The organism is Verrucomicrobiota bacterium (genome assembly GCA_019247695.1).
Taxonomy (GTDB): Bacteria; Verrucomicrobiota; Verrucomicrobiia; order Chthoniobacterales; family JAFAMB01; genus JAFBAP01.
In genome coordinates, this window is record JAFBAP010000177.1 from 1 (window position 1) to 26,288 (window position 26,288).

Below are 26,288 nucleotides of genomic sequence, written 5' to 3' on the forward strand. Positions count from 1 at the left end.
TTTGGACAAATCACCGTTGGCCACCGCCGTGGTCACCGCCGCGATGTTGCGCACCTGGCCCGTGAGGTTGCCGGCCATGGAGTTGACTGAGTCAGTCAGGTCTTTCCAGGTGCCCGCCACCCCGCGCACGTCGGCCTGGCCGCCCAGCTTGCCTTCGGTGCCCACCTCCCGCGCCACCCGGGTTACCTCGGAGGCAAACGAACTTAACTGATCGACCATGGTGTTGATCGTATTTTTCAACTCCAGGATCTCGCCCTTGACGTCGACTGTGATTTTCTTGGACAAGTCGCCGTTTGCCACCGCCGTGGTGACCTCGGCAATGTTGCGCACCTGGCCCGTGAGGTTGCCGGCCATGGAGTTGACCGAGTCAGTCAGGTCTTTCCAGGTGCCCGCCACCCCGCGCACGTCGGCCTGGCCGCCCAGCTTGCCTTCGGTGCCCACCTCCCGCGCCACCCGGGTCACTTCCGAGGCGAACGAGTTGAGCTGGTCGACCATCGTGTTGATCGTGTTCTTGAGCTCCAGGATCTCGCCCCGCACATCCACCGTGATCTTTTTTGAGAGGTCACCATTGGCCACCGCCGTGGTCACGGCGGCAATGTTGCGGACCTGGCTGGTCAGGTTTCCCGCCATGAAATTGACCGAGTCAGTCAGGTCTTTCCAGGTGCCGGACACACCCTCGACTTTGGCCTGGCCGCCCAGTTTGCCCTCCGTGCCCACCTCGCGCGCCACCCGGGTCACTTCCGACGCAAAAGAACGGAGCTGGCCGACCATCGTATTGATGGTGTCTTTGAGCTCGAGAAATTCGCCTTTAACGTCAACGGTAATTTTTTTGGCCAGATCCCCATTGGCGACGGCGGTCGTCACCGCCGCGATGTTGCGCACCTGGTTAGTGAGGTTACTCGCCATCAGGTTCACGTTGTTGGTCAGGTCTTTCCAGGTGCCGGCCACCCCGCGCACGTCGGCCTGGCCGCCCAGTTTACCTTCGGTACCGACCTCACGCGCAACGCGGGTCACCTCCGAGGCGAACGATCCGAGCTGGTCCACCATGGTATTTACCGTCCTGGCTGTACGCAGAAACTCGCCTTGGAGCTGGCGCCCTTCGATCTCGAGTGCCATGGTTTGCGACAGGTCGCCTTCGGCGACCGCCCCAATCACGCGGGCCATTTCGCTGGTCGGCTGCACCAGGTCGGCGATCAAATCATTGATAAGGGTGATCGACGTGGCCCACGCGCCTTGCACCTCCCCCAAACGGGCGCGCTGGTCGATCCGGCCTTCGCGGCCGACCGCCTGGCGAAGGCGCGCCAGTTCCTTGGCCATGCGTTCGTTCAGCTCGACAACTTCGTTAAATGTGTCGGCTGCCTTTCCCGCGATGCCGAGCCAGTCCACAGGCAGCCGAACCGAAAAATCACCCCGTTTCAGTGCGGTCAGCGCCGATAACAACACCCGGCTGTCCAGGGCGTCACTTGGCTGAGCGGATTCCGGCTCGCGCGGGATGCTACGCGTTCGAACCCGACGAGAGACCCACGTCGTGTGAGCAGAAGCCGAAGAGCCGTTTCCTGTAGCCATAATCACAACCTTATCGAATGAAAGAGGGGGGTTGATCAAGCACGCCGCAGAAGAACGCCGAAAAGAGGAAACATCCACAGATTACACAGATTGATACAGATTACGGTCACACCACGGGCACAGCGTAAGAGTTCACACGGTCACACCACGGGCACAGCGGGTTTGGCGGGCACGACGTAAGAGTTCACACGGCGAGCCATGGCGACCACGGCGGGAAGAAGAGTTATAGAGTTGACATCGGCGGCGCTTCCCCAAGCTCGCCCCCGGCACCCGTTACCCGCTAGCCGTTACCCGCCACTTCTTCATTCGTGGCATTCTCTGCCGCTCCGAACTCCGAACTCTGAGCTCCGAACCCTTTCTTCTTTCCGCCGTGGTCGCCGTGGTTCGCCGTGTTCGCCGTGTGAACTCTCACGTTGTGCCCGCCCAACCCGCTGTGCCCGCCGTCACTCGGCGCGAATGGCCAGGGGCGCCGGCGGATCTGACAACGATTGCAGGGTGAGCACTTGCACCGCGTCGCGTCCGCGGATCGACATCACCGGCATGATGCCGTGGCTGAGGATCGCTGCCGCGGCACGATCGTTCAACCACGCCTCGGCGCAAGGTTTCACCTGCGTTTCTCCGTCGCTCGTAAATTTGTGGAGCGGCAGGCCGCCCACCTCGCCCCCTTCTTCATACTCCGCTTCCAGAGCCTCATCGGCCGCGGCCGTCGCAAGCAGGTGACCGCAAAGCAGGGCCGGATTACCCCAGAGGTAGGACTCGTGGCCGGGGTTCGCGGGCATTTCCTCGAATGGAAATGCTTCAATCGGGTCACTGGTTTTGCCGTACGGCTGGCGAAGGAGGAACCGCGGCGCTGCCAACCCGAGGCAGGCGGCTTCACGCTTCCGGCGTAACGCGGCAAATTTCTCCGTTTCGTCCGGAGATTCCGATGTCCAATCGTCCGGGTCGGGTTGCACGGCAAACGAACTACACCCGACCAGTTGCGGGCTGGCGCCGGCGACAAACGCGCTTTGACAGGCGCGGGCCAGACCTGCGATTCCCGCCAGGACGCCGTGGTCCGGCGGCCCGAAGGTATAAAGGCCTAGGATCACGCCGGGACGGATTGTTTCCAGTTGCCGGTAAATTGCGCGTTTGACCGGATCCTCCGACCCTGCCGTCGCGGCGGCCGCGAGTTCAGCCCGGGAACAATCGATCACGTACAATTTTATTTCTTCGGTTACGTTGCGAACCAGAAAGTCGAGCCCGCGCCACGTTGCCTCCAGCCCCTGGAACTCCGGACGGTGCAGGAGCGCCCTGAGGCGTGTCGAAAGTTCCGCTTCCACGCGCGCGATCGAACTGCCGTGTCGCGGCGGTGCACCCGGGATGTTCGGGCCGACCACCTGCCGGATAAATCGATCGACGATCCCGCCGGATGAGGTTGCGTACTGTTCTCCGGCGCGTTCCCCAGCGGACTGTCCCAGCAGCCGGGTCAGCAGCCCCTCGGTGGATTCAGAAGGCGCAGGCACCGGGCCCGGCGATGGCGCGCCGCTTTCCGGCACTCCTCCTAACTCGCTTTCCGCCTGATTCGCAGTTGCCGGATTCAGGAGCCCGGTGCGCAGGCGGGCAAGCCGCGCCAGCGGTTCGACTTTGTCGATCAGGCGGTCAGGATGAAAGTCATCCAACTGCTGAAAGCGCAGGTTGACCTCTCCGTTACCCGCGTCGTCCGGCGGCAAACGCAGCGCGACGTTCATTCGCGCGAATTCCTGCTCGAAATTGTCGCAATCAGTCGGGCGCGGACCGGACTCCCGTCGCGCTTCTGCCCCGGGAGCGCGTCCGCTGAAATCTCCCACGATGGCGATCCGGAAAAGCGCGGCGCCCCTTTCCGGGTTGCTGCCTGATCGGAATGAAAATTGAACGCTCATTCAGTCCCTCGCTCAGCCCCTTGGGTGGTAACCTGGTCGGCTTTGGGTTTTGCGGCGCCCCGTTTAAGCAGGGCAAAGATGTCGCTATCCGTGGAAAGCACCAGGGTGGAATCCTTGGTGAAGGTCTTGTGGTAAGTTTCCAGGACCTTGAGGAAGGCGTAAAACTCCGCCGCTTGCGGGTTTTGCGTATAGGCGCGGGCGTAAATCTCGGTTGCCTTGGCGTCGGCTTCACCCCGGATCTGCTGCACGGTGCGGTAGGCGTTGGATCGGATTTCGTTCAGGTCACGCTCGCGCTGGCCGGCGATGCGCGCCGATTCACCTTCACCCTCGGAACGAAAACGCTGCGCGATCTGGAGCCGCTCACTGATCATGCGCTGGTAGATGCGATCAAGCACGTCGGGGTTGTAGTTGACCCGTTTGATCCTGAAATCGAGCACGGCGATACCGAACTCCGCCAGTTTTTGTGCGGCGGCGCCCTTTATTTCCTCTTCGATCTTCAACCGGCCGAATTCGATCGGGGGCAGGATGCCGATCGTACCGTTCGGACCGCCTTTCAGGGTCTCGTCGTGAAGCGGCTGGCGGTTTTTATCGGTGCGCACGATCTCGATCAGGTCGTGTTTGGCGATCGCGTTGCGGGTCTCGCTGCCGAGAATGTCTTCGAGACGGGACTGGGCGCTGCGCTCATCGTGCAAGCGGACGAAGTAAGTCGTCGGACCTTCGATGCGCCAGCGGGCGAACGCATCGACGTGGATGTAGGTTTTGTCCCTGGTGGGGATGGCGACCGGAGCGCCGTCCCATTCCAGGAAACGTTTGTCGAGCCGGTTCACGTTTTGCACGAACGGCAGCCTGAAATGGAGCCCCGGCTCGGTGATCGGCTGTCCGATCGGCTGTCCGAATTGCGTGATGATCACCTGCTCGGTCTGGTCAACCGTATAGAACGAGCTGAAGAGAAGCAGCAACAAAAGCAGGGCACCCGCGATAAGCGCCGCCGGGAGAAAACTTGTTCGCATCATTGGCGCCCCTCCGCAGGCGCAGGCTTGGCTGAGAGCGGCAGGATGGGCAGCAGTTGCCGCAGGGACTCGTCAACGATGATTTTCTGACCCATTTGCGGCAGGACGTCGCCCATGGTCTCCAGGTAGAGGCGGGTACGGGTGATCTCGGGCGCCTTGACGTATTGCTGCAGTACGGCCGTAAAAGCGGCAGCGTCGCCCTCCGCCTCATTAACCCGTTTGAAGCGGTACCCCTCGGCGGCGCGTATGTTTTCATCCGCCTGGCCTTTGGCTTTCGGCACCGCCTTATTGTATTCGCCGTTGGCGATATTGATCGCGTTTTCCCGGTCCTGCTGGGCCTTATTCACCTCGTTGAACGACGCCTGCACCGGGCTGGGCGGGTTCACGTTCTTCAACTGGACCTGATCGACGCGAATCCCAAGGTGGTACCGTTTCGACAGCTCCTGCATCCGGGCGAGCGCTTCAACCTCGATGTCCTGCCGTCCGATCGTGATCAACTCGTCAACGGTACGGTCCCCGATCACCTCACGCATGGCGGCTTCCGACAAGTCACGGAGGGTTTCTCCCGGGTTACGGACGTCAAAAAGGTACTGGCCCGGGTCTTCGATGCGATATTGCACGACCCATTCGACCAGGGCCGCGTTCAGGTCGCCGGTGACCATCGATTTTTCCTCGTCCTGGTCCTGGCTGGCCTGAATCGCATTGGTTAGATAGCCCGGCGTGGCGAAGCCGAACTCGAGTTTCAGCTGGCGCCGCGTCGGCACCACCGTTACCTCGTCGATGCCTAACGGAAGCTTGAGGTGCAGCCCCGGTTCAACGGTTTTGAAGAATTTTCCGAAGCGTTGCACCACCCCCTGCGACTCGGCTCCCACGGTGTAGAACGACGTCCACAACCCCGCGAGCAACAGGAGGCCAAGCACGATGAAGATGATCATCCAGCCGGTCGATGGCCGGTCGAAGTTCACCTTGATGACGGGTGGCGGGTAATCAGCCATGGGAATCACTCCGAAGCGCGTCAATCTCCCTGAGCATTCCGTCAACTATGGCCTTCACGATGACCTCACCTTTTTGGCGCGTTGCCAGCGTGGCGTCACCATAGATCCCGGAAACCGAATAGACGCCCTCTCCTTGCGGATGCCGCGTAAGGCTGCGCCCCGGCGAGGGATTATAATCCTTGACGGCCTTGCGCATGTCGACGGTTGAAGGCGCGATAAATAACATCATGGAAGTCTCGATTTCATCCGCATGGGTTCCGCCCTCCTGGGTTGCCAACTGCGCCCCTACCGGTTCGATGAGCTTGAGAATGTCGGTATAACGGAACCGGATTCCCTCCCCGGCAAGGATCTTCGCCGTCAACTCCAGCGGTTTTATCGTGGATACACCGGTGTTCAAGGCGTAAAACTTGCGCGGGCGGTACCGGGCCAGGCTCCGGCATATGTCGACCATCAGGTCCCGGGCGGTCTCGAGCCGCAAGGTAATGGAGCCGGGGTACTCAATGAAAGCCGGATAGTAATGGTAATTGACGGTCGGCGCAATCACAACCTCGGCGCGCCTCATGACCTCGTGTTTGAAGTATTCGGCCAGAAGCCAGTCGTTTTTGAGCTTGAGGTGCGGCCCGTGCTCTTTGGCCTCGGCGCCGATCGGAATGACGACGATGGTATCGGGCCCCAGCGCGGGTTCGGCTTCCTGCCAGGTCAGCTCTTCAAGCAGAATGCCTTTCACGCAGGTATAACACCGCCTTTCGGGGTTACGGGATGGATCCACGGACGACACCGAAAGAATAATCCGCAGAACACGCAGAAGAACGCAGAAAAGAGAGAAAACATCCACAGATTACACAGATTGACACAGATTGAGGACTTGGCGGCAACTCCAAGGTTGACACTCGCACCCACCCCCATGCTGCCGCTCCGAACTCCGAACTCCGAACTCCGAACTCCGAACTCCGAACTCCGAACTCCGAACTCCGAACCCCGAACTCTCCCCTCTTCCCGCCGTGGTCGCCGTGGTCCGCCGTGTTCGCCGTGTGAACTTTTACGTCGTGCCCGCCAAACCCGCCGCGACCGCCGTGTGACCGTGTGAACTCTTACGTGGTGCCCGCCAGACCCGCTGTGCCCGCCGTGTGCTGCCGTGCCCGCTGTGTGCTACGGTAGCTGCCATGCCTTCGCCGAAACACCCCCCGAAAAAAACCACCAGCACCAAAAAAGCACCAAATGCCCTGGCCAAACCCGTGCGTCCCGATCAGACCCTGGCGGCCATCGTGGGCTCGGACCCCCTGCCCCGGACCGAGTTGACGAAACGGGTTTGGGCGTACATCCGCGAGCATAAGCTCCAGGACCCTCAGGACCGGCGCCGCATCCGGGCCGACGACAAACTGCGTGCGGTCTTCAACGGCCAGGACTCGGCCTCAATGTTCGAGCTGACCAAGTTCGTCAACGGGCACCTGGCCTGAGGGCGGATGCCGAATCGCGTAACCTGCGCGGGCGTGCGTTTCGCCACCGCGTTCCGCCCCTGCCCCGGCGCGCGAGGGATGGAGGCCGGAAGCCGGTTTTGGCTCCGGTCCACCCCTTGCTCGTCCGGGCGGCGGCGTTATCATCTCCAGAGTCCGTCATTTGTGGCATTTTTCGGCTCGTGGCATTTGTGGCATTCCGTCCGTCAGCCAGTCCATCATTTGTCGCATTTTTCAGGGGCGACTTTCACTTGCAAGCGGCAACCCCCTTTCGATAATATTAAGGCACTCATGGCCACGTACATCTACGAGACGGTCCCGGACAGTCCCGGTGAATCCGTTCGGCGATTTGAAGTGAAGCAGAGCATGAAAGACGCCGCGCTCACTCATGATCCTGAGACCGGCAAACGGGTTCGACGGGTGATTTCCGGCGGGCTGGCCATCATGACCGGCAGGCGGGGGTTAGGCCCGGACGCGAGCGGAGCGGTTACTCGCCGGCGCTCATGCGGCGGTGGTGCGTGCGGTTGCTGCTGAGAACATAGATGTCTTCCGACGAGCAACCGGGTTTGTTCCAGGATACCCCGCGGGGTGGCGCTTCGTCGCGGCTGGAATCGTTGGGCAACGGGCAGCACCGGTCTGCCGTTAAGAACTACGTGCTCGACACCAACGTGCTCCTGCACGATCCCCACTCGGTTTACCGGTTCGCGGACAATCACGTCTGGATTCCCATCGATGTGCTTTGCGAACTGGACAAGTTCAAGAACGAACCGACCGAACGTGGCGCCAACGCACGCGCGATACACCGGTTTATGACGCGGTGTTTCAACCAGAACAGCCGCCTGGTGACCCGGGGCGCCAAAACGCCGGGAGGCGGCACCATCCGGATCGCGGTGAATGAGTGCATCTCCGCGTTGCGGACGAGCAAAGGGTTCCGGCGGTTCCAGCAAACTTTTCGCGACCTGGACAAGCCGGATCACCGGATCCTCGCGCTTTGCCTTTACATCAAGAATAAATCGCCTGACCGGACCATCCTGGTCACCAAAGATCTCAACATGCAACTCAAGGCCTTGTCGATCGGCCTCGAGGCCCAGGATTACGAAAACGACAAGGTTGAGGTTACGGACGTCGAGGGTTACGGCCAGAAGGAAATCCAGGTTGATGCGTACCAGATGCAACGCTTCGCGAGTGCGCGCGAACTGCAGTTGCAACGGCCCCCGGACCTGGAGGTGAACGAGTACGTTTTCCTGGTCGACGAGGCCGGCAAGATGTTGCCCGCACGGCACGCTGGCAACGGGCTTTGCCGGAAACTGACCCTGCCCGCGGCGCTCACCAATCCGCGCGGCGTGCACCTTAAGCCGCTGAACCTGGGCCAGCAATGTCTGCTGGACGCCCTGCTCGACCCGGAGGTTGCGTTGGTGACCTGTTACGGCCAGGCCGGGACCGGCAAGACGTTGCTGGCGGTGGCCGCAGGTTTGCACCTTTACTGGTCTCAGGCGTTCAGCGGGATCACGGTCAGCCGTCCGGTGGTTGCGATGGGCGACACGCTCGGCTTTCTGCCCGGGGCGCTCGATGAAAAAATGAAGCCGTGGCTGCAATCGATTTACGACGCGTTTGAGTTGTTGTTGCCTTCCCAGCCGCCGCTGGAACCGGACAGAAAAGGGCGGAAGGGTAAGCCGGCGGAGATAATGGCGCCGAACTCCGGCAACGGCGGGCTCAAACCTTACGAGCAGCTGATTGAGCAAGGGTGCGTGGAAATCGAGGCGCTCTGTTACATTCGCGGCCGGTCGATCCCCAACCGGTATTTCGTGCTGGACGAAGCGCAACAACTGACCCCGCTCGAAGCCAAGACGGTGGTGACCCGCATGTCCAAAGGCTCCAAGCTGGTCATGGCGGGTGACCCGGCTCAGATTGACAATCCATACGTCGACAGCCGTTCAAACGGGTTGGTCTACACGCGAAACCGGCTCAAGGGCCAGGCGGTTACCGCCCACGTATGCCTGACCAAGGGTGAGCGCAGTGCACTGGCCGAAATCGGCGCGAACCTGATGTGATCGCCTCGACTCTGATTAATTTATGAGCAATTCCCCCCTCTTCTCCCTGGACGATCGCATCGCGCTGGTTACCGGCGGTGCGCGCGGAATCGGCTTCGCCTCAGCTCAGGCGTTAAAGGAGCATGGCGCCAAAGTCGTGATCATCGACATAAACGCTGAACTGGGCCAGCAGGCCGCGCAGAAGCTCGGGGCCGAGTTTATCGCGGCTGACCTGACGAAGTCAGACCAGGTACGGCAGGCCGCCGGTTCGATCGTCGAGAAGCATGGCCGGATCGACGTGGCCCTCAATAATGCGGGCATCGCCGTAAATGTGCCCTCCGAGGAATGTTCCGATGAGGATTGGTTGCGCGTGATCAACATCAACCTGAACGCCGTTTTCTTTTGTTGCCGCGAGTTCGGCAAAGTGATGTTGCAGCAAGGCCGGGGAAGCATCATCAATCTTGCGTCCATGTCCGGCGTAATTTCCAATACTCCGCAACCTCAATCGGCCTACAACGCGTCTAAAGCCGGCGTGATTCTGCTGACGAAATCGCTGGCCGGGGAATGGGCCAAACGCGGCGTGCGCGTCAACAGCATTTCGCCGGGCTACATCGGCACGGAGATGACGAAGCTGGGCATGTCGCAATCGGACTGGTACCAGCGCTGGCTCGAATTCACGCCGATGGGGCGCCTGGGTGAACCGCAGGAGGTGGCCAACACCGTGGTGTTTCTCGCTTCGGATGCCAGCAGCTATTTCACGGGAAGCAATCTCCTCGTGGACGGCGGTTACACGGCGTGGTAGCCGCGCGCAGCGGGCGAACCGTCACCGTTATTTCCAGAACCGCTGCCGCGCGCGGGACAAGGCCTTCGCCGCGAGTTTGGCTGCGTCCAGCAAATCCCTATCGACGTTGAGGCGCGGCAACGTCAAAGGAAGGGTGTCCGAACCTGCCAGGTCCGTCACGGTGGTGCATGCGGTGCTGAATCCGGCTTCCCGCACGGCGTCGACCACCGCCGGCGTAAGGCCGCCGTAAGGATAGGCAAAGTGGCGGACCTCACGTCCGAACGTGTCTTCGAGCTTTTTTTTGCCCGCGAAAATTTCCTCGCGCGCCTGCGCCAAGGGGATCTGGTCCAGGTGCGGGTGGGTCACCGTGTGGCCGCCGATGTCATGGCCGAGGCTGAGCCAGTCCCGCACCTGCGAGTCGTCCATGAGGGGCTCCATCGTGTTGTCCACGCCGGCATCCCATTCGTTGCGCATGCCCAGCCGGCCGGCAACCAGGAAGTTGATGGCCCTGAGCCCCAGCCCGGCCAGGCAGGGGCCTGCACGCTCGAGTGCGCTGACGAACCCATCATCAAACGTCAGCACAAAACCTTTATTCCGCGATGGTGACGGGTCGCGGACTTCGTCCAGGCGCAAGCATGCAACCCCTGCCCGCTTCAGCTTGCCGATTTCCGTCGAAAAGGTCTTCGGCGCCACATAGAGCTGGGGCCAATTGGCGCCGGCCGGTAACCGGTTGATCCGGTGAAACATGAAGATCGGCGTGACGCCCTTCGAGTCGAAACAGCGGACCTTGGCGGCGGCAACCAGGTTCATAGGCGGGATCATCGTCGAAAACAACGGTCCCTCCCGCGAACGGGAGGGACCGAATGCGCCGAGGCGCCGGGAGACCGGACGCCGTCTCAGAAGTCGTACTTGTCGACGTTGTCCTTCGTGAAAATAAACGGCTTGCCGAGAAGGATCTGGCTACCGTTGATGATCTGCAGCTTACCGAGGCGTCCCGCGTCCATTTCCGTGTCGCCCGGCTTGAGTTTCCCATCAACGACGTTGCGCATGGCGTAAGCCGCAGCGTACCCGAGGTCGACCGGATTCCACAACACGACTTCCTTCACGGCGCCGTTCTTTACGAAGGGCTTCATCTGGTTCGGCGTAGAGAGCGGAATGACGGCGATTTTACCGATCAGACCGGCCGAGGTGATCGCATCGGCCACGCCCGGCCCGGCAACGCTGGACAGGCCGATGATGCCTTTCACGTTCGGGTAGGCCTTCAGGATCTGTCCGGTCACCTTGAAGGCGAGCTGTTGGTCTTCTTCGGCCGGCAGGATCGTCACCAGGTTAAGCTTCAAACCTGCAGCCGGAATGTATTTTTTGATTTCGGCGATCCAGGCGTTCTGGCCCGCGGCCGTGGTCGAACTGGTGACGATGGCGAAATCCGCGCTCGGGCCGACCTGGCTGACGAGCGAATCAATCAGGGCTTTGGCCACCCCGTCCGGAGTGCACATCTGGACAAACCATTCCCGGGCGTCAGGTTCGGATTCGGCGTCATACCCGATCACGTGGGTACCGGATTTCAGGGCCTTACGAAGCACCGGCGAAATGGCTACCGGATCATTCGCGGCGAAAAAGATTCCATCCACCCCGCGGGAGATTGCGTTGTCGATGTACTCAATCTGTTTCTGGATATCGCCCTCGGTCGGCGCGTCCGTCGTGACCTGGGTTTGCTCCCCGTTTTTGGTGATCTCGGCGCACCCTTCCGCGATCCCTTTGGCCGTCGCGTTAAAGTAACCGATGCCGATCAGCTTCGGGACGTCGGCCAGGACGATCTTTTTACCTTTAAGATCTCTCGCGTGAGTTGGCTGGCCGCCATTGTAGGCCGCGTGTGAACCGGAGTCGGCCGGAGGTGCATCGGCTGCGAACGCAGGCAGACCGGGCAGGGTGGCGAGGAGCAGGATGCTCCCGGTAAGGAGACGTTTATGCAATGTCATATATCGGGGGAACAACCAGAGGTTGGTTTTCTTCAGAGGTTGGTTTTTTCAGGAGGTGGGTTTCGGGTTGGTTTTGACTGAACGTTGGCCCGCGAGGGCGTACTTTTCTAGAAGTTGATTCAGCAGGATGGACGCGATCAGCACGCTGCCGATGAGGATCACCGTACCCTCGCCGCGAACGCCGGAGAGCTGCAGTCCGTTCTTCAGCAGTTGAATGATCACGACCCCGAGGGTGGTGCCGAGGATGGTGCCGCGCCCGCCGAAGATGCTGGTGCCGCCGAACACGACGGCGGCGATAACGTCGAGTTCAAGACCGGTGGCGGCATCGGCCCGGGTACTGGTCACGCGGGACGTGTAGATGAACCCGGCCAGGCCCGCCATGAATCCGCTCAGGGAATAGACGATCAGCTTGATTCGGCCGACGCGCAGACCGGCGAAGCGAGCCGCGGTTTCGTTGTTGCCGATGGCGTAAAGGCTGCGGCCGAACGGCGTGCAGGCCAACGCCAGTGCGCTCACGATCAGGACCACGATGAGCAGGTAAAATTGTACCGGCAACCCGAACGGTTCGCCGCTGCCCCAGAATGAGAACGATTCGGGAAAGCCATGCACTGAACGCGACTCGCTGATTCCGTACGACAGTCCACGGTAAATGGCAAGGGTCGCCAGCGTCACGATCAAGGGCGGAACGCCCAGGTAAACGATCGCCAGCCCGTTCAAGTAACCGGCGACGGTCCCGCCCAGGATCGCAAAGATGACCGCCAGCCACAGCGGCAGGTGAAAGGTTTGCCACGAAAAACCGAGCAGGATTGCGCTGAGCGCAACCATTGAACCGACGGACAGGTCGATTCCGCCCAGGATGATGATGAAAGTCATCGGAACGGCGAGCAGGGCCGTCTCGGTGAGAAACCGCACCTGGTTCAGCAGGTTGGCCGGGGTAAGAAACCGGTCGGAGGTGAATGAAAGCACGGCCATCGCAATCACCAGGATGCCGATCATCATGGCTTCCTGCACCGTCAGCCAGGGCAGACCCAGAAAATGGGGCGATGAAGCCGTGGCGCTGACGTTACCTCCGCCGACAACGCCGGCCGACGAGGTTTGGCGGCGCCGGAACACATCGAGCAGGATGGTCAGAAGAATGAGGGCACCCTGGACGGTCTGGAACCATTCGGACCGGATGTGCAGAAAGACGAGTGCACTGCCGATGATCTGCAGAAGAATGGCCCCCAGCAGCGCGCCGAAAACCGTCCCGGTACCGCCGAGGATGCTGACGCCGCCGATCACGGCGGCCGTGATGACGGTGAGCTCGAAACCCGTTACGGCGTTTGACTGGATGGCGGTAAAGTTTGTCGCGTAAAGGACGGCGGCAATACCGACGAGCAGGCCGTTGAGAACGAAAACCCGCATCGTGATTTTCCGCTCGGAAATCCCCGACAACCGCGCCGCTTCCGCATTACCGCCGACCGCGTACAGCTGGCGGCCTCCTTCGAAGTAGCGCAGCCAGACGGAGAACGCGACCCCGAGGACGATCAGAACGCAGATGGGCAGGGGCACCCCGAGCAGGTGCAAGCGGGCGACGGTGAATCCGGGCGGCAGCCCGTAGATCCATTTGCCGCCGGTTGCCAGGATCAAGCCGCCTTTGAGGATACTCGCCATACCCAAGGTGGCGACGATGGCCGGGATGCGCCCATAGGCAACCAGGATGCCGTTGATCAGTCCGATCACGCCGCCCACCAGAATGGTGACCGGAAACACGACCCCGAGCGGCGTGCCGGCGACCGCGAGTTTTCCTGCCACCGTCGCGCAAACGCCCAGGGCCGCCCCGATCGAGATGTCGATGTGCCCGCAAAGGATGATCATCGTCATCCCGACGGCAGCCACGCCGATATAGGACGAATTATAAACGATATCGACGAGGTTGCCGGGAGCGATAAAGCCGCGGTTGATGGCGCTGACTCCGGCCAGCACCACAATAAAGGCAAAAATCAGGACGGTTTCCTGACGATTGATCCACCCCCAGTCGGCTTTTCGCGGGTACGTCGCCCCGGGCGGGGCGTAAGGAGCGCTTGAGCTACTCGAATCGGACGAGACGGTGGTGGGAGGCATAGATTTGGCTCGGCATCTTGATGTTCCGGACCGGTGGTGATCGGAACGCGACCAGCGTCGCGTTCACGCCGGCGCCATCCTTTCAGATCTCATCAGGCTTCGGGCTGGGGCCGGCATTGACGCTGGTGCTCAGGGCAGCCACTCCGCGGCCGAGCGCTGCGGCCAGGACCTTCTCCTGGTCTGCTTCCTTGCGGGTGAACTCCGCCACCAGCCGTCCTTCGCGCATCACCGCGATCCGGTCCGAAAGTCGAAGCACCTCCGGCAAATCGCTGGAGATCACGACGATCGCCATGTTTTCTTCGCGGGCCAACCGGTCAAGCAAACGGTGGATCTCGGCGCGCGCGCCCACGTCAATCCCACGGGTCGGTTCGTCCACGATGAGGAGCTTCGGTTTCGTGGCCAGCCACTTGCCCAGCACGATTTTCTGCTGGTTGCCGCCGGAAAGGTTGCGCGCGAGCTGGTGACGATACGGCGTCTTGATCCGGAGCGACCCGATGAAATCATCGGCCAGGCTTTCCTCCGCGCTGAAATCCAGAAAGGGTCCGCGCACCAGTTCCCAGACGCGGGTGAGGCTGATGTTCTGCGCTACCGTCATGGCCGTGACCAAGCCTTGGCGCTGCCGGTCTTCCGGAACGTACGCGATGCCCAAGGCGATCGCGTCTTCCGGAGAATGGATCCTGACCGGCCGTCCATCCACCTCGATCGAACCGGCTTCGGCCGGCATGACGCCGAAAACGGCCTGGGCAAGCTCCGAGCGGCCGGATCCGATCAGGCCGGCTAACCCGACGATTTCCCCTGCCCGCACCTCGAGCGAGGCGTCGCGCAGCAGAGGCCGCCGGGCAAGGTTGCGGACCCGCAGAAAGACCGGGCTGGCATGGGAAGGCGCATCGAGATGGGGCGCCGGCTCCTGTGAAAGCGCACGTCCGACCATCATCCGAATCAACTCCGGCTCGGTGGTATCGCACGTCGGTTTGGTTCCAACCAGCTTCCCGTCACGCAGCACGGTGACGCGGTTGGACAGCGCAAAAATTTCGTCCAGACGGTGGCTGATGTAGATGATGGCAGCCTGCTGGGTCCGGAGTTTGCGGATGACGCCGAACAAGCGCTCCGTGTCGTGCTGGGTGAGCACGGCGGTAGGCTCGTCGAGGATCAGGATCCGCGCATGCCGGGACAGGGCTTTGGCGATCTCCACCCGCTGGCGGTTGCCCACCGACAAGGTTCCTACCCGGGCGCGTACATTCAGGTCAGCGGCATCCAGGGAGGCCAGCAGGTCCGCGGCTTCCTTGTCGGCCCGCGCCCAATCCAACAGGCCGAGCCAGCGCCGCGGGATGTGGCCCGCGAAAATATTCTCGGCGACGGTCAGCTCCGGGTACAGGCTGAATTCCTGGTAGATCGTGGCCACCCCCTTGGCCTGCGCCTCACCCGGGTGCGCGTAGCGGACCGGTTCGCCCTTCACGCGCATTTCCCCTTTGTCCGGGGGATAAACGCCGGACATGATCTTGATCAGGGTCGATTTGCCTGCACCGTTTTCACCGAGCAGCGCATGGACTTCCCCGGGCCGGACGTCGAAGGAAACATCATCGAGCGCCTGAACCCCGGGAAAAGACTTGCTGACGTGGCTGATCTCGAGCAACGGCCCGGACGTTTCGGGGGGAGCCATGGAGGATAAATAGCCTTGAGCACGAACAAATAGCAACCAGGGAAATGCCACGAATGCCACAACCGGAGAAATGCCACAAACAGAGGAGAATCCGTACTGCGTCGTTCGTTCCTGAAATCACACGGGCCGGGAATTACGATGGTGCATTTTTCTGGTTCTGTCATCGATGGCATCGGCCCAATGCCACGAGCTGAAGCGCTTCAGGAATCACACGAACAAGGGACGTTCTGTCATTTGTGGCATTTTTCCGCTTGTGGCATTCGTGGCATTTCCCGGCGTGCCCGCCTCAGTCTGAGATCACCTGCTCGTACGTGCGCTCGGCGACGGCGGCGCGCAGCTTTTGGTAGAGCGGACGCAATCCTTCGGGAATGATGCGCGTCTCGCCCAGCACGGTCATGAAGTTATGATCCCCCGCCCACCTCGGGACGATGTGCAGATGAACGTGGTTCTCGGCGCCGGCGCCGGCCGACGAGCCGATGTTCCAGCCGATGTTGAATCCTTGAGCTTTTGATACCCGCCGGAGCAGCTCTTCGGCGTAGATGGCGAGATTAAGCAGCTCAAGCCGTTCGGGCCCGGCCAATTCATGAAGGTCCGCACACTTGCGGTATGGAACCGCCATCAGGTGGCCGGCCGTATAGGGATAACGGTTCATGATGAGAAAGGAGCTTTTCAGGCGCAAGAGCACCAGATGCTCCTCGTCATCGGAGGATTGCGCTGCCGTCAGTAAGAAGTCCGGATCACGATCTTTGTGTTGGAAGTATTCTATCCTCCAGGGAGCCCAAAGGTTCTTCCATACGTTCGGTAGATTCTCCATGGTCGTCAGATGCTAAATTCGCATTCCGGTTAACTGGTTTGGTCACACTTTTGCCAGGCTGGATCCGAGATGATTGAGGAGGGTTCTCGCGGCACGTTGTCCCGCCTCTTCTTCACCAAGGGCTTGAATCACTTCGGCCATTCCATTAACCATCGTCCGCCGTGTGCCCTGGTCGTCGGCGAGCTTTTCAAGCGCCTCGACGATCCGGCCCGGTTCAGCGTCTTGCTGGATAAACTCCGGGATGAGCGGCCGGCCGGCAAGGATGTTAGGCATCCCGAGATAGTCGACGCGGATCAAGGTCCGGCCGACTGCATAGGTTAACCAGGACACCTTGTAGATCAGGACGAATGGCATCCGGAAAAAGCTCGCCTCCATGGTGGCCGTACCGGACGCAACCATGCCCACCCAGGCGCGCTGCATCAACGCCGGGGCATCCTTCAGGGCGATTTCCATCCCCGCGAAACCGGCGGCATCCGCCAGGGAGCGCATATGCTCGCGAAGCGTTTCGTTCACCGCGGAAGCCTCGAACCGCAGGTGAGGCTTTTTCGCACGCAGCGCCCGGGCCGCCGCCAGCATGACGGGAAAGATCCGTTTAACCTCCCGCGCCCGGCTGCCCGGGAACAAGCCGATCAGTGAAGGGTCACGCTCCACGTTACGCCGTTGCCGCGCGAGTTCATTGACCATGGGGTGGCCGACGAATTCCGCTTTCAGCCCGCTCCGCCGGTAGAGCGCCGGTTCGAACGGAAAGATGCATAGCATCAGATCAAGGTACGCTGCCATCCGGGGAATGCGGGCCCGATTCCAAGCCCAAACCTGCGGGCTGATGTAGAACACCAGCCGTCCCCGGTACCCCTGGCGCTTCAAGTAACGCGCCAGCCGGAGGTTAAACCCCGGGTAATCCACGAAGATGACTGCGTCGGGCTGAAGGGCCATGATCTGGCGGTACATGCGGTAAAACTGGGCCCGAAAATAGGGGTACTTCAGGAGCACGTCCCAGAGGCCGACTACGGCTTCGTGAGTCCATTCAAACAGACTACCGCCGGCGATCGCGTTCATTCTGGGTCCGCCCGCGCCGGTAAACCGGATCTCCGGCCGCAGCGCGAGCATTTCCCGCATCAGCACCGCCGCATGCGCGTCCCCGCTGGTCTCCCCGGCAACGATGTAAAGGTTCATCAAGAGGGCAATGCCTGGGGCGACGGCGTCTCAACCGGCGTGCGGTCCAGGTCGGCCAATCCCTGGCGAATCCGCCCGGTGATGTCGATGGCCAGCTCAAGCGCCGCCGCCGCTCCGGAGCCGGACACCACCGGTTCGCCGCCTCGCCGGCAGCAATCAATGAACGAGTGCAACTCACGTTTAAGCGGCTCGTCTTTCTCAACCGCAACGCTCTCGCGAACGATCCGGCCATCAACCAGTTGGTAAATCTCGCCGCTCTGGTTTTGGTAATCGAGCGACAAGTAGGCGTTCTCCTGGAAGACGCGAAACTTGCGCATTTTCTCCGGGCTGATCCGGCTTGCGGTGACGTTGGCGACGCACCCGTTCCGGAATCGGAGGCGGGCATTGGCGATGTCTTCACCCTTGCTGAGGACGGGTACACCCACGGCGTCAACGCTCTGCACGGGCGACCGGACCAGGTGCAGGATGATTTCCAGGTCGTGAATCATGAGGTCGAGCACCACGCCGATTTCCAGGCTGCGAAAAGGGTATGGGGAGAGCCGGTGCGCCTCGATGAACCGCGGCCGGGTGAGGCGTGCCTCCAGAATGCTGAGCACGGGATTAAAGCGTTCCACATGGCCGACCTGAAGGACCAGGCCGCGTTCCCGGGCGAGGTCCACGAGCATCTTGGCCTGTTCCGGGGTCTCGGTAATCGGCTTTTCAACCAGGACGTGCTTCCCGCGCCGGAGGAGGAACGAAGCCATCTCGTAATGCGCAGGCGTGGGCGTCGCGATGGTGGCGGCGTCCACTTTTTCAGTAAACTCCTCCAGGTTCCCGGCCATGGCCACGCCATACTCGCGGGAGATCGCCTGACTGACGTCAGGATTAACGTCGAGGATGGCGGTAAAATCCGCGTTCGGCAACCCGGCGCAGATTCGGGCGTGGTTCTTGCCGATGCTTCCCACCCCGAGGACACCGACGCGAATTCGTTTACTCATTTTTCAACCCACACAGGGTGATGCCGGTCCGGCCGGCATCGGCAACAACGGCCGTCCGGTCCAGCAGCAACGTTAAGCCGGCCTCAACGGCGATCAGCCGGACCCCGGCCTGGGCGGCTGTCTCAAAGGTTTTAATCCCGATCACCGGGACGTCGAACCGGAGATCCTGGTTCGGCTTCGAAACTTTGACCACGACGGCGTTCCCGCGGCCCAAGGCACCGCCGCGCTGCATGGCTTCATTGGTCCCTTCGAAGGCTTCCACGGCCAGCACCGTGCCATTTTTGATCACAACCGTCTGGCCGATGTCGAGGCGCGAGATCTCTTTGGCGATTCGAAAGCCGTACCGGGCGTCATCCAGCAGGCGCCGTTTCGGTTTCGGCCCTCCGATCAGGCCTTCAGGGGCAAGTGAATCTTCCAGGAAGGTGTAGGCCGGCAGCAACTCGATGCCGGCGACGGCCAGTTCTGCGGCGACGGCGCCAAACAACGATTCGGCATTCCGCTCCCGAAGCCGGCTTATCAGGATTAACGCCTTGAGATCGGGACGAAGGTCGAACAGGTTTTTCGGTGCGAGCTGGCCCGCCATGATCGCGCGTTTGACTCCCGTGGAATTAAAATAAGTGAGCAGCCTGCCGAGCTGCCCTACCCTTAACCACTCAACCGAATCGGCCAGCGACCGGATCTCGGGATCGGTCTCATTCTCGAACGCCGCGACGTGAATCGCGGAGACACCCCGGCGCCGCGCGGCCTTCGCCACCAGCAACGGGTAGATCCCGTTCCCGGCGATGAGGCCAAGCGCTCCTGATGAAACCATGGTCGGATTGTCGACGCGACCTTACCTTTTCGCCAAGGGATTTTCGTGCGGCGGGCACAGCGAGGAGGGCGGGCACAACGCAAGAGTTCACACGGCGAGCCACGGCGACCACGGCGGGAAGGCAGGAATCATCCGCAGAACGCGCAGAAAAGAGAAAAGATCCACAGATTACGCGGATTACACAGATTCGAGGCTTCTAAATCGCTGCTGCGTGGCTCTGAGTGGCTTCATCTGCGTTCTTCTGCGTGTTCTGCGGATGATTCCTGCCTTCCCGCCGTGGTCGCCGTGGTCCGCCGTGTTCGCCGTGTGAACTCTTACGTCGTGCCCGCCCTCCTCGCTGCGGCCGCCGTGCGACCGTGTGAACTCTTACGTGGTGCCCGCCATCACCGGATTCAGCTGACAGACCGCCGACCAGAACGTCGGGCCGAAAAATTCGAGAAAGCGCTCCTGGAGCTCACGCGCGCGAGATTCCCCTTCGTCGGTCACGGCAAAGACCGTCGATCCCGAGCCCGACATCAAGCAAAGTCTGGTTTCCGGCTGCCGGGCCAGCCATGATTTCAGGACGGGCAGGATCACGTATTTCGGGAAAACGGCCGGCTCCAGGTCATTGCGCAGCCGGCCCCAGGGCGTACCGACGATTTGACCCCGTTGTTCGGCCGGGGGCAGGCGGGCGTAGGCCGCATAGGCGGCAGCCGTTGGAATGCCGAAACCGGGTTTAGCCAGTAGAGACCATAAGCCGTCCGGCAAGGGTCTGGCCGTCGTCACCTCGCCACGGCCGGTGCACCATGCCGGTTTGCACCGGATAAAGAAGGCGGTATCAGACCCAAGCCGGGCGGCAAGTGCGGCCAGTTCGTCATCGGTCAGGGTGCGGCCGTGCAACCGGCTTAGAAGGCGCAACGTGGCGGCGGCATCGCTGCTGCCCCCGGCCAACCCCGCACCGATCGGGATGCGCTTGGTGAGCTCGATCCGGTAGGAGGATTGGGTGCCGGTTTCCTGTCGAAAAAGCTGGACTGCCCGGAAGATCAGGTTACCATCGTCCCAGCTTAGCCCCGGGGTCTCCGTTGAAAAGTAGTCAGCTGCCGCGAATTCGATCTCGAGCCGGTCAGACAGCCCGACGGGCACCATCCAGGTAGCAACCTCGTGGAAACCGTCCGGACGCCGCCCCAGGAGTTCAAGGGTGAGATTGATCTTGGCGGGCGTCTCAATCGTCATGCATCGTCCTTACGTGAGCGAACCGCAGACCGCAAAAGACAAAATCATCATTCCGCTCGATGTGCCTGACCGTTCCCATGCCTTGCGTCTGGTGGAACGCCTTGGCGAGGAAGTGGGTTGGTTTAAAATCGGCCTCCAGCTTTTCTCCGCGGAGGGTCCGGCGCTGGTCCGCGAAATCCGCGGGACCGGCGCAAACGTGTTCCTGGACCTGAAGCTGCACGACATCCCAAACACCGTCCGCCATGCCGTGGCGGCGGCGGCCAACCTGGACGTCCAAATGCTCACGATCCATCTGCTGGGCGGGGTCGAGATGTGCCAGGCGGCAGTCACCGGGCGGGCTTCCGCGCCGCTGCTTCTCCTGGGCGTGACGGTGCTGACCAGCCACACCGATGGCACCCTGCGGGAGACGGGATTCCGGACGACGGTTGAGGACGAGGTTCTGCTGCTTGGTGACCTGGCCAAGAGCACGGGCATTACCGGACTGGTGGCAAGCCCGAAAGAAGCGCCGTTCCTCCGTGCTCATTACGGTTCGGTCTTCACCATCGTTACCCCCGGCGTGCGTCCCTCCTGGTCGGAAGCCGGTGACCAGAAAAGGTTTGTGACTCCTGCCGACGCCATCCGCGCCGGTGCAGATTACCTGGTAATTGGGCGACCCATCACCGCGGCGCCCGACCCGCGCGAAGCATTACACCGGGTGATCGATGAAATTGCGGGTATGCCTGACTGACGGACGCATGCGATACGCCTTCCTTTTTGCCGGTTTGTTCTTTGCCTGGGGTGTTTCCGGGCTGGCCCAACGGGTCGTCGAGATCGACCTGACTAACCAGCGCGTCTATCTGCTGGACCGCGACCGGGTGATTCTGAATTCGCCGATTTCTTCGGGGCGTCCGGGACGCGAAACGCCGACGGGGACGTTTCGCATCACCGATAAGGACGTCAATCACGCCTCGAGTTTCTATGGCTTTTTCGGCAATCCGGTCACCAGGCAGATCGTCGTTGCCGACGCTGATATCGACATGAAGCGGCCGCCGGGCCTGGAATTTGTCCGAGCCCCGATGCGGTACTACATGCAGTTTCAGCCTGCCATCGGGTTACACGCGGGCTTTCTTCCCGGCTACCCTGCGTCGCATGGCTGCGTCCGGATGCCGGAGGAGTACGCGATTGCCTTGTTCCAGTCGGTAAGCATCGGCACGCCCGTCCGCGTGTACGGCCACCCGCAGCCCGGCCGGCTGTACTGGGCATCGGCGCGTACCGCTCCCCATCCGGCCGTTGTCAGTCCGGCGTTCATCACCCCGGTCCACGTGCCGGCCTTCGGCTGGCGCGGGGACCGCGACCCCGGCCGCAGCCGGGACAGGGAAAGCCTTCACCGGGATCGGGACGCTGCGTTCGACCGGTTTGACGCTGAATGGGACGCCAAAGAGAAGTTCATGGAGCGCCAGATCGACAAACTCGAGGGGCGGATCGATCACGCGGACGGCCCCCGCAAAGCCGAACTGGCACTGGAACTTCAAGGCTTCAAGAGAGCCAGAGAGGAACTCGACATCCGGCGGGATGCTGCGAAGGACCAGCTCAAACGCCAATGGGAGGACGATTAGCTTGTGGCCGGAAAGCGCAACTCGTACCTGACCTCAACCGAGCCGTCACCCCAGCCGGCGCCGGGCTTTTCCTCGGTTTTGACGAACCCGGCGTCCTCGTAAATGCCCGTGGCGCAATCCAGGCCGCGCACCGTCCAGAGAAACACGCACCGGAAACCGGCCCGGCGCGCATACTCGACCGCGCTTTGGACGAGCCAGCGGCCGAGCCCAAGGCCCCGGAGCCGGGTATCCACAAACAGGAGACGCAACTGCGCGATTGCATCCGGCAACTCGACGATAAACACTGAACCGACCGCAAGATCGTCTTGGCAGACGAGCCAGACGCGCGACCGTCCCGCGTGTGGATTAAGGACGAAATCGGCGGCAATCCGTGCGCAATACGCTTCGTGCGCCGGGCCGAACCCGTAATCAAGGGCGTTCTGCACGCCGTGGATGCGAATCAGTTCACCGAGGTCGCCCGGCCTGAACTCGTGGCGAAGGTGGAGCCCCGCGCGCGCCAGACGTTCGGGCAAGGAGAAAGCCATGGCAATCAAACGGTTTCCCGAGGGCGGACCGCGTCACGGCCCGCCATCTGGGAAACTCAGGCGATGAAGTTTACGGTTCCGCCGTCGACCCGCAGAGCCGATCCGTTTGTGGCGGAGGCAGCCTCGCTGGCCAGGTAAACCACGAGGTTAGCAACCTCTTCCGTCGAGGCAAAGCGCTTCAAAAGGCTCGTGGGACGCGCCTTCTCAAAAAACTGGTGCTCGACTTCCTCAACACTCTGGTTGTTCTGGGCCGCCAGGTCACGAATGAATCCGCTGACCCCTTCGGACGCCGTCGGCCCCGGCAGGACCGAGTTTACCGTCACGCCGGTACCGGCCGTCAAATCGGCCAGACCGCGCGAAACGGCAAGCTGCGCCGTTTTGGTCATCCCGTAGTGGATCATTTCCACCGGGATGTTGAGGGCCGATTCGCTGGACATAAAGATGACCCGGCCCCACCCCGACTTGAGCATCTTGGGAAAGTAGAAACGGGAAAGCCGCACCCCGCTCAACACGTTCACCTCAAAAAAGCGGCGCCAATCATCATCGCTGATCTCGGTGAACGGTCTCGGTTCAAAGATGCCGAGGTTATTGACCAGGATGTCAACATGCGGGAAACGGTCCGTCAACCCACGTACCGTTTCGGGATTGGACAGGTCACCCGAGAAACCTTCCAACTCCGCCGCGGGGTGGCGCGCGCGGATTCCATCGATCGCTGAATCGACGCGTTCCTGAGTTCGACCATTGACGATCACGCGCGCGCCCTCCCTGGCCAGACCTTCCGCGATCGCCGCCCCGATGCCTGCCGTCGAGGCAGTTACCAGGGCAAGTTTGCCTTGTAGACGAAAGTCCATCTTAGCAGGCAGCCCGATCAGAGCAGGGTTAACTTCACGTCGACGTTGTTGCGGGTTGCTTTGGAATAAGGGCAAACTTTTTCGTGGGCTTCCCGGACAAGCTCCTCGGCCTGCGACCGATCGACCCCGGGAAGATTCACCTGCAGTTCAACCGCCAGGGCGAAGCCGCCATCATCGGCCTTGCCGATCGTCACACGCGAGGTGACCTGCACGTGGTGGGCCTGAATCTTGCGCTGAGAACCAGCAAAGGCCACCGCACCGGCGAAGCAGGCGGCGTAACCGCACGCAAAGAGTTGTTCGGGGTTGGTCGTTCCAGGTCTGCCGCCGCCACCCATCTCTTTCGGGACGCTGAGGTCAAGTTTGAGCAGTCCGTCAGACGTTTCCACGTGTCCATCACGGCCGGCGCTAGCCGTGGCTGCTGCAGTATAAAGGGGCTGAAAAGCCATGGTTAATCCTCGGTATCAGGTTAGGGAACAGGTTTCGCGGGTTTGATCGACCAAACCCCTTCGACAATACGAGCATGAAACCCGGCGCAGGCAAGGCGCGCCGGATCGATTGGTGCGTTTTTCGTCGCCGGCACGACGGTGACGGTGGCCCGGCCCGGCATGGAGGAAACGGCTTAGGCCGGCACGGATTGCTGGAGGCGCAGCATCCGGTAAACGCCCGGCTTCAGGCGATCAAGCACGCGCGGGTCATTGGCGATCTTTGCCTGTTGCACCAGGCCCATCACATACGAATGCAATTCGTATGCAAGGAATTCCGGATCCGCTTCTGCGACCTGGCCGGCGGCCATGGCATCCCCTAGCGTCCTGGCCAGGTATGCGCAACGGTGGTCGCAGATTTCCTGGGCCATACGGCGAATCTGCTCGTTTTGGGTGCTCAACTCGGAGCCTAAAGAAACAAACGGGCAGCCCAGCAGACGCCCGTATTTTTCAAGGCGTTCCCGCTGCGCCTCCAGCACGAAATCCAGGTAAGCGTCAATCTTCTGAAGCGGCGCAAGACTCGAGCTGAAGATCGCTTCCCATTGGATACGCATCTGGTCCCAATGATCTTGATAAGCCGCTACGGTCAGATCCGATTTCGAGCGGAAAAAGTGGTAAAAACTTCCCTTCTTTACGCCCGACCGTTCGCAAATCTGGTCTACCCCGACCGATCCGTAACTTTGGCGGTAAATCAGTTCGTGCGCAGTCCGTAACAGCTTCAACCTTGAATCGCACTGACGCATCCCGAAAAATCTAAAGACCACGAGCCAATTGAGCAACCCCTTTTAGAGTTCGGCTTCCGGAGCGGCAGAGAATGCCACAAATGCCACACGCGGAAGAACGTCATAAACGAAGAGGCGCCGATGCCGCCGTGAGGTGCCTTTTGAATCTGGGTAATCGGTGTAATCTGGGTAAGCTGTGGATGGTTTCTCATGATTGCTTTTGTGCTTGTCAGTGCCTTAGTCCTGTACCGGTTGCTGGATACGACGGCCCGGGTCTTGAACATCCGCTCGTTGCAAACGGAAGTACCGGCTGAGTTCCAGTCGTGGTATGACCCGGGCCGCTACCGGAAATCGCAGGCGTATACCCATGCTAATACCGTTCTCAACCTTGTCAGTTCATGGGCAGGTTTGACGGTGCTCCTGTTGTTCTGGTTTTTCGGCGGTTTTGAGCGGCTCGACGCAGCGGTACGCAGTTTGCATCTCGGACCGGTTGCGACCGGGCTCTGTTACTTCGGGCTGCTGGCAGCGGCGCAGGAGATTTTCGGCCTGCCGTTCGCGATTTATCATACGTTTATTCTCGAACAACGCTTTGGCTTCAACCGGACGAGCGTCGCCACGTTCGTGCAGGACAAACTGAAAGAACTGCTGTTATCGGTGATCGTGTTCGGGCTGCTGGCGTGGGCGATCCTCAGCGTTTTTGAGCGGTTCGGTCCCGGCGCATGGATTTATGCGTGGCTGGTTACGGCGCTGAGTTCGCTGGCGCTGATGTACTTCGCGCCGAAGTTGGTGTTGCCTCTCTTTTTCAAGATGAAGCCGATCGCGGCCGGTGAGTTACGAGACAGCCTCACCGACCTCTGCCGCCGGCAACGTTTCCCGGTGCGCGACCTGTACGTCATCGACGGCTCCCGTCGATCCGCCAAAGCCAATGCCTTTTTCACCGGATTCGGGTCAAATAAGCGGATCGCGCTTTTTGACACCCTGATCGCTAATCACACCATACCGGAACTGTCGGCCGTGCTGGCGCATGAAATCGGCCACGCCAAGCGGGGACACGTGTGGAAACACTTGGTCGCGGCGCAAATCAGTTTGTTTTGCTTTTTCTGGTTTGCGTCGTGGTTCCTGACGCAGCCCGCGTTGTTTGCTGCCTTCGGCGTAAGCCGCCCTTCTTACTACGTGGGGCTCGTGCTTTTCACCATATTCCTGCAGCCTTTGAGCATTCTCCTCGGGATCGCCTCATGCTACTTCAGCCGGCGGCACGAGTTTGAGGCCGACCGTTTTGCCGCCCAGGCGATCGGTGACGCGGAGCCCTTGGTCTCGGCCCTGAAAAAGCTTAGCAAAGACAACCTGGCGAACTTGACGCCGCATCCTTTACTCGTCGGGCTGGAGTTCTCTCATCCGCCGGTCCTGGCCCGCATTGCGGCCCTGCGCGCGCAGTCGCCCACCCATCATGGCGACGCGCCGTCGGAGAATCCCGCACAGGGCGCCACGGCGCGTACGATCCAGCCTGCTCGATGCCCATCGAGGTGACACTCTGCCTTAGGCCCAACGGGCCGGCAGAGCTTAGCCCAGGGTGGAACCCTATTGCCATTTAGTTAAGGAGGCTTTCTGACCCGCAATGAGCCCGTCGCCTCGGCCTTGGCGTGGTTGGTAC

At 61.3% G+C, this 26,288-nt stretch carries 25 protein-coding genes; 7 read left to right on the plus strand and 18 right to left on the minus strand.

Features of this window, described 5'->3' with window-relative positions; all coding sequences use genetic code 11:
- The 5 genes from JO015_20805 to JO015_20825 all read right to left on the minus strand — a co-directional run.
- The coding region (locus JO015_20805; protein ID MBW0001542.1) for a HAMP domain-containing protein at window positions 1-1,566 on the minus strand (1,566 nt) is incomplete at its 3' end.
- A gap of 443 nt (window positions 1,567-2,009) precedes the next feature.
- Entirely contained in the window at window positions 2,010-3,464 is a 1,455-nt protein-coding gene (locus tag JO015_20810) for a type VI secretion system contractile sheath large subunit (GenBank protein ID MBW0001543.1), read from the minus strand.
- On the minus strand, window positions 3,461-4,474 hold the full coding sequence (hflC, locus tag JO015_20815; protein ID MBW0001544.1) for a protease modulator HflC: 1,014 nt from the start codon (window positions 4,472-4,474) through the stop codon (window positions 3,461-3,463). Before hflC ends, JO015_20810 begins: the two co-directional genes overlap by 4 nt.
- The gene (gene hflK / locus JO015_20820) at window positions 4,474-5,469 is read right to left on the minus strand and encodes an FtsH protease activity modulator HflK (GenBank protein ID MBW0001545.1); all 996 of its coding nucleotides are present in this window, start codon (window positions 5,467-5,469) and stop codon (window positions 4,474-4,476) included. Before hflK ends, hflC begins: the two co-directional genes overlap by 1 nt.
- Window positions 5,462-6,196: a creatininase family protein gene (locus tag JO015_20825; protein MBW0001546.1), complete on the minus strand. Its 735-nt coding sequence runs from the start codon at window positions 6,194-6,196 to the stop codon at window positions 5,462-5,464. Before JO015_20825 ends, hflK begins: the two co-directional genes overlap by 8 nt.
- A gap of 436 nt (window positions 6,197-6,632) precedes the next feature.
- Here JO015_20825 and JO015_20830 point away from each other — a divergent pair, with 436 nt between their 5' ends.
- The 4 genes from JO015_20830 (at window position 6,633) to JO015_20845 (ending at window position 9,755) form a co-directional block, all read left to right on the plus strand.
- Entirely contained in the window at window positions 6,633-6,926 is a 294-nt protein-coding gene (locus JO015_20830) for a hypothetical protein (GenBank protein ID MBW0001547.1), read from the plus strand.
- A 288-nt stretch (window positions 6,927-7,214) separates the two neighbouring features.
- On the plus strand, window positions 7,215-7,457 hold the full coding sequence (locus JO015_20835) for a zinc ribbon domain-containing protein (protein MBW0001548.1): 243 nt from the start codon (window positions 7,215-7,217) through the stop codon (window positions 7,455-7,457).
- An 8-nt stretch (window positions 7,458-7,465) separates the two neighbouring features.
- On the plus strand, window positions 7,466-8,974 hold the full coding sequence (locus tag JO015_20840; protein MBW0001549.1) for a PhoH family protein: 1,509 nt from the start codon (window positions 7,466-7,468) through the stop codon (window positions 8,972-8,974).
- 22 nt (window positions 8,975-8,996) lie between these two features.
- Complete coding sequence (locus JO015_20845) at window positions 8,997-9,755, plus strand: SDR family oxidoreductase (GenBank protein ID MBW0001550.1); 759 nt, start codon at window positions 8,997-8,999, stop codon at window positions 9,753-9,755.
- 27 nt (window positions 9,756-9,782) lie between these two features.
- Here JO015_20845 and JO015_20850 read toward each other — a convergent pair whose 3' ends face one another.
- From JO015_20850 to ispE, 9 genes are all read right to left on the minus strand, one after another.
- Window positions 9,783-10,544 carry a polysaccharide deacetylase family protein gene (locus JO015_20850; protein MBW0001551.1) on the minus strand — a complete coding sequence of 254 codons (762 nt, stop codon included), beginning with the start codon at window positions 10,542-10,544 and terminating at the stop codon, window positions 9,783-9,785.
- An 86-nt stretch (window positions 10,545-10,630) separates the two neighbouring features.
- Window positions 10,631-11,713 (minus strand): substrate-binding domain-containing protein, encoded by a 1,083-nt coding sequence (locus JO015_20855; GenBank protein ID MBW0001552.1) that lies wholly within the window; start codon window positions 11,711-11,713, stop codon window positions 10,631-10,633.
- Window positions 11,714-11,761: 48 nt separating this feature from the next.
- Window positions 11,762-13,816 (minus strand): ABC transporter permease, encoded by a 2,055-nt coding sequence (locus JO015_20860; protein ID MBW0001553.1) that lies wholly within the window; start codon window positions 13,814-13,816, stop codon window positions 11,762-11,764.
- A gap of 82 nt (window positions 13,817-13,898) precedes the next feature.
- Window positions 13,899-15,476 (minus strand): sugar ABC transporter ATP-binding protein, encoded by a 1,578-nt coding sequence (locus JO015_20865; protein ID MBW0001554.1) that lies wholly within the window; start codon window positions 15,474-15,476, stop codon window positions 13,899-13,901.
- Between the two features lie 286 nt (window positions 15,477-15,762).
- On the minus strand, window positions 15,763-16,290 hold the full coding sequence (locus JO015_20870) for an HIT domain-containing protein (protein MBW0001555.1): 528 nt from the start codon (window positions 16,288-16,290) through the stop codon (window positions 15,763-15,765).
- 42 nt (window positions 16,291-16,332) lie between these two features.
- Window positions 16,333-17,463 carry a lipid-A-disaccharide synthase gene (gene lpxB, locus JO015_20875; protein MBW0001556.1) on the minus strand — a complete coding sequence of 377 codons (1,131 nt, stop codon included), beginning with the start codon at window positions 17,461-17,463 and terminating at the stop codon, window positions 16,333-16,335.
- On the minus strand, window positions 17,463-18,440 hold the full coding sequence (locus JO015_20880; protein ID MBW0001557.1) for a Gfo/Idh/MocA family oxidoreductase: 978 nt from the start codon (window positions 18,438-18,440) through the stop codon (window positions 17,463-17,465). The genes lpxB and JO015_20880 overlap by 1 nt, the downstream gene beginning before the upstream one ends.
- Window positions 18,433-19,251 (minus strand): UDP-2,3-diacylglucosamine diphosphatase LpxI, encoded by an 819-nt coding sequence (gene lpxI / locus JO015_20885; GenBank protein ID MBW0001558.1) that lies wholly within the window; start codon window positions 19,249-19,251, stop codon window positions 18,433-18,435. Before lpxI ends, JO015_20880 begins: the two co-directional genes overlap by 8 nt.
- Window positions 19,252-19,617: 366 nt before the next feature.
- Entirely contained in the window at window positions 19,618-20,463 is an 846-nt protein-coding gene (gene ispE / locus JO015_20890; protein MBW0001559.1) for a 4-(cytidine 5'-diphospho)-2-C-methyl-D-erythritol kinase, read from the minus strand.
- On the opposite strand from ispE, the gene pyrF reads away from it, so the two are divergent.
- Together pyrF and JO015_20900 are read left to right on the plus strand one after the other, a co-directional pair.
- The gene (gene pyrF / locus JO015_20895) at window positions 20,462-21,190 is read left to right on the plus strand and encodes an orotidine-5'-phosphate decarboxylase (GenBank protein ID MBW0001560.1); all 729 of its coding nucleotides are present in this window, start codon (window positions 20,462-20,464) and stop codon (window positions 21,188-21,190) included. The genes ispE and pyrF overlap by 2 nt on opposite strands.
- Before the next feature lie 7 nt (window positions 21,191-21,197).
- The gene (locus JO015_20900) at window positions 21,198-22,058 is read left to right on the plus strand and encodes a L,D-transpeptidase family protein (GenBank protein ID MBW0001561.1); all 861 of its coding nucleotides are present in this window, start codon (window positions 21,198-21,200) and stop codon (window positions 22,056-22,058) included.
- Here the strand turns inward: JO015_20900 and JO015_20905 are convergent.
- The 4 genes from JO015_20905 to JO015_20920 form a co-directional block, all read right to left on the minus strand.
- Window positions 22,055-22,582 (minus strand): GNAT family N-acetyltransferase, encoded by a 528-nt coding sequence (locus JO015_20905; protein ID MBW0001562.1) that lies wholly within the window; start codon window positions 22,580-22,582, stop codon window positions 22,055-22,057. The two genes, JO015_20900 and JO015_20905, sit on opposite strands and share 4 nt — an antisense overlap.
- 56 nt (window positions 22,583-22,638) lie before the next feature.
- On the minus strand, window positions 22,639-23,433 hold the full coding sequence (locus JO015_20910) for an SDR family oxidoreductase (GenBank protein MBW0001563.1): 795 nt from the start codon (window positions 23,431-23,433) through the stop codon (window positions 22,639-22,641).
- 17 nt (window positions 23,434-23,450) lie between these two features.
- Window positions 23,451-23,879, minus strand: coding sequence for an organic hydroperoxide resistance protein (locus tag JO015_20915; GenBank protein ID MBW0001564.1), 429 nt, complete (start codon window positions 23,877-23,879; stop codon window positions 23,451-23,453).
- 173 nt (window positions 23,880-24,052) lie between these two features.
- On the minus strand, window positions 24,053-24,679 hold the full coding sequence (locus tag JO015_20920) for a TetR/AcrR family transcriptional regulator (GenBank protein MBW0001565.1): 627 nt from the start codon (window positions 24,677-24,679) through the stop codon (window positions 24,053-24,055).
- Window positions 24,680-24,847: 168 nt separating this feature from the next.
- Between JO015_20920 and JO015_20925 the strand changes: the two genes are divergently transcribed.
- Window positions 24,848-26,164, plus strand: coding sequence for a M48 family metallopeptidase (locus JO015_20925; GenBank protein ID MBW0001566.1), 1,317 nt, complete (start codon window positions 24,848-24,850; stop codon window positions 26,162-26,164).
- The last annotated feature ends 124 nt before the right edge of the window (window positions 26,165-26,288 follow it).

What these genes read in the sequence shown, in the direction of transcription:
- JO015_20810 (MBW0001543.1), bottom strand. Translation starts at nt 3,464, where the DNA reads ATGAGCGTTCAATTTTCATTCCGATCAGGCAGCAACCCGGAAAGGGGC.
- hflC (MBW0001544.1), bottom strand. Translation starts at nt 4,474, where the DNA reads ATGCGAACAAGTTTTCTCCCGGCGGCGCTTATCGCGGGTGCCCTGCTT.
- hflK (MBW0001545.1), bottom strand. Translation starts at nt 5,469, where the DNA reads ATGGCTGATTACCCGCCACCCGTCATCAAGGTGAACTTCGACCGGCCA.
- JO015_20830 (MBW0001547.1), top strand. Translation starts at nt 6,633, where the DNA reads ATGCCTTCGCCGAAACACCCCCCGAAAAAAACCACCAGCACCAAAAAA.
- JO015_20835 (MBW0001548.1), top strand. Translation starts at nt 7,215, where the DNA reads ATGGCCACGTACATCTACGAGACGGTCCCGGACAGTCCCGGTGAATCC.
- JO015_20840 (MBW0001549.1), top strand. Translation starts at nt 7,466, where the DNA reads ATGTCTTCCGACGAGCAACCGGGTTTGTTCCAGGATACCCCGCGGGGT.
- JO015_20845 (MBW0001550.1), top strand. Translation starts at nt 8,997, where the DNA reads ATGAGCAATTCCCCCCTCTTCTCCCTGGACGATCGCATCGCGCTGGTT.
- JO015_20850 (MBW0001551.1), bottom strand. Translation starts at nt 10,544, where the DNA reads ATGAACCTGGTTGCCGCCGCCAAGGTCCGCTGTTTCGACTCGAAGGGC.
- JO015_20855 (MBW0001552.1), bottom strand. Translation starts at nt 11,713, where the DNA reads ATGACATTGCATAAACGTCTCCTTACCGGGAGCATCCTGCTCCTCGCC.
- JO015_20860 (MBW0001553.1), bottom strand. Translation starts at nt 13,816, where the DNA reads ATGCCTCCCACCACCGTCTCGTCCGATTCGAGTAGCTCAAGCGCTCCT.
- JO015_20865 (MBW0001554.1), bottom strand. Translation starts at nt 15,476, where the DNA reads ATGGCTCCCCCCGAAACGTCCGGGCCGTTGCTCGAGATCAGCCACGTC.
- JO015_20870 (MBW0001555.1), bottom strand. Translation starts at nt 16,290, where the DNA reads ATGGAGAATCTACCGAACGTATGGAAGAACCTTTGGGCTCCCTGGAGG.
- lpxB (MBW0001556.1), bottom strand. Translation starts at nt 17,463, where the DNA reads ATGAACCTTTACATCGTTGCCGGGGAGACCAGCGGGGACGCGCATGCG.
- JO015_20880 (MBW0001557.1), bottom strand. Translation starts at nt 18,440, where the DNA reads ATGAGTAAACGAATTCGCGTCGGTGTCCTCGGGGTGGGAAGCATCGGC.
- lpxI (MBW0001558.1), bottom strand. Translation starts at nt 19,251, where the DNA reads ATGGTTTCATCAGGAGCGCTTGGCCTCATCGCCGGGAACGGGATCTAC.
- pyrF (MBW0001560.1), top strand. Translation starts at nt 20,462, where the DNA reads ATGCATCGTCCTTACGTGAGCGAACCGCAGACCGCAAAAGACAAAATC.
- ispE (MBW0001559.1), bottom strand. Translation starts at nt 20,463, where the DNA reads ATGACGATTGAGACGCCCGCCAAGATCAATCTCACCCTTGAACTCCTG.
- JO015_20900 (MBW0001561.1), top strand. Translation starts at nt 21,198, where the DNA reads ATGCGATACGCCTTCCTTTTTGCCGGTTTGTTCTTTGCCTGGGGTGTT.
- JO015_20905 (MBW0001562.1), bottom strand. Translation starts at nt 22,582, where the DNA reads ATGGCTTTCTCCTTGCCCGAACGTCTGGCGCGCGCGGGGCTCCACCTT.
- JO015_20910 (MBW0001563.1), bottom strand. Translation starts at nt 23,433, where the DNA reads ATGGACTTTCGTCTACAAGGCAAACTTGCCCTGGTAACTGCCTCGACG.
- JO015_20915 (MBW0001564.1), bottom strand. Translation starts at nt 23,879, where the DNA reads ATGGCTTTTCAGCCCCTTTATACTGCAGCAGCCACGGCTAGCGCCGGC.
- JO015_20925 (MBW0001566.1), top strand. Translation starts at nt 24,848, where the DNA reads ATGATTGCTTTTGTGCTTGTCAGTGCCTTAGTCCTGTACCGGTTGCTG.